This window comes from Microbacterium sp. NPDC055442 (genome assembly GCF_053644215.1).
Map to the genome: position 1 here is coordinate 1 of NZ_JBSHLF010000013.1, position 1952 is coordinate 1952.

Below are 1952 nucleotides of genomic sequence, written 5' to 3' on the forward strand. Positions count from 1 at the left end.
AAATAAAAAAAACGGCTCCATAAAGAGGAACCGTTTTGCTTCAAAAATCACGTTTTGTGTTATACTGGAGAAACGAAATTGTGTTTTCAAAATTGTCATTTTCGACATGATAACTTTTCTCGTAGTGTGGTTTTGCCGAACCCACTACTTTTTTTATGTCTCCGAACTTCATTTCTTCCCGTTCCGGCTTAACAATCCCTTTTGATTTTCGATACATATTCATTCCGGAAGGATACATGTGCAGCCGTCCGCCTTTTAAAAATTTCTTTTCCCGACCTTCTACGATCTTTGTTTGCACCTCACAGCCCTCTGAAGCCACTTTTAAGGCTGTTTCCCTGTCTTGGACATCTTCTAGGTCTATATCAGTCAAATAAGCGCTCAAATAGGCTCCTATGTTGTCTATATCCTTTAATGACTTGATTGTTACAAATCCTAAACCCCATAGACTCCTTAATTCAGCATTTTTAATATAAATCTTATCCAAATCATTAAAGCGCATTAAAACATGACAATGCCAGGCTCCACGTCCTTGTGGCTCTACCACCGATAAATAATCTATCGAACTTTCTTTCTTGTATTTATAACGCAACCTGTCGATAAAATTTTGAAAATCACTATAAAGTTTTTTCGTGTCCGTCATATTTTTCTTGTATGTCAAAGTTATATGTAATTCATTTGGCCGTCCTATAAAATTGTTATTTATCAAATAACGCAGCTTCTTAAAGGTTTGTCTCAAAGAATTATAATTTTCCTGCCGATTTTCCGAATGCTCGAACTCCCGGATCTCCCCAGTAGAGAGGTCTACAAACCTATCCTTGTCCAATTTTTTGATATTATTTTTCCGGTTCATCTTCTCCATATGCTGAACTTCAATGACGTGATTCATAGTGGTCACTTTTACAACATCATTTGGAGCTATGAAAACCGCGTCACCATTGCGTTTATCCATCCATTTCCCCTCAATTTTTCCTGTAATGTTTAATTAAAATCAAGTTAATAATAAAGAACCCCAAATCCGAAGTCAGTTTTTCAACAAAAATTAGCGTCCTTTTCCCAAATAGTCCCTATACAATTCCTTAATAGCAAACTCAATTACAGCATCTTTTGAAACTCTTCCAAATTCATTGTGTTTTGTAAAATGTTCGGCTAATAACTCTAGCTTTTTAAATGTTTCAACAGTAATTCGAGGTCCAATTTGTTTTTTCTCTTCCATCCAAACACACTCCTAACAAGTTGTTAACATAATTCTAACATTGGAAATAATAGAATTCAAGAACAGAAAAAAGAAGCACACTCGGAATGATATTTCGTTTCCTTTTGATTCCGAGCCTCCACCCCTTACAATCCCCAAAGGCAACCGACAAGGGAAAATTCGTCCCTTATCGGCACCTCCGGAAATTGTACAGCAAGGGGTCACTCCCAATAAAAAGACTACGACATATAAAACAGGTTTAGCTTCAGAGAAAAAGAGCATAAGGAAACTCGGTGCCACCCTAAAAAAAAGGGTGTCAAACAGGCTGTGCCTGTTGAGTTTCTATGCTCTTAGAACAGGTGCCGTTTTTGAAGCCAAAGATATAGCATAGATACCCCATAGATATAGCAGGGATATACCAAAATATCTCTAGAGATACGGGTATCTATGCTATATCTCTCTACAAGATTCCTCCACACGCTTGACGGAAATGCTTCAGCATTTTAGCACTCACTCGACAGAGTGTATAAGTGCGCCATTCGGAATTTCAAAGCTTCAAATTTCACAGAGAGTGCCCATTTATACACACCCCCTAAATCGTGGTGTGACAATGGGTTCTCGCCGGCTCGAAATCGGTTTGTCATTCTGACAAATAACCCTTCGGGAAATAAAAAAAACGGCTCCATAAAGAGGAACCGTTTTGCTTCAAAAATCACGTTTTGTGTTATACTGGAGAAACGAAATTGTGTTTTCAAAATTG

The 1952-nt window shown here is 37.6% G+C and carries 2 protein-coding genes; both read right to left on the bottom strand.

All coding sequences use genetic code 11. The annotated features are described in order from the left end of the window. Window positions 1-40 precede the first annotated feature (40 nt). Window positions 41-949 carry a rolling circle replication-associated protein gene (locus tag ACWIBS_RS15145; RefSeq protein WP_375839305.1) on the bottom strand — a complete coding sequence of 303 codons (909 nt, stop codon included), beginning with the start codon at window positions 947-949 and terminating at the stop codon, window positions 41-43. Window positions 950-1039: 90 nt separating this feature from the next. Next, window positions 1040-1213: a hypothetical protein gene (locus ACWIBS_RS15150; protein WP_375839303.1), complete on the bottom strand. Its 174-nt coding sequence runs from the start codon at window positions 1211-1213 to the stop codon at window positions 1040-1042. Window positions 1214-1952: the final 739 nt, after the last annotated feature.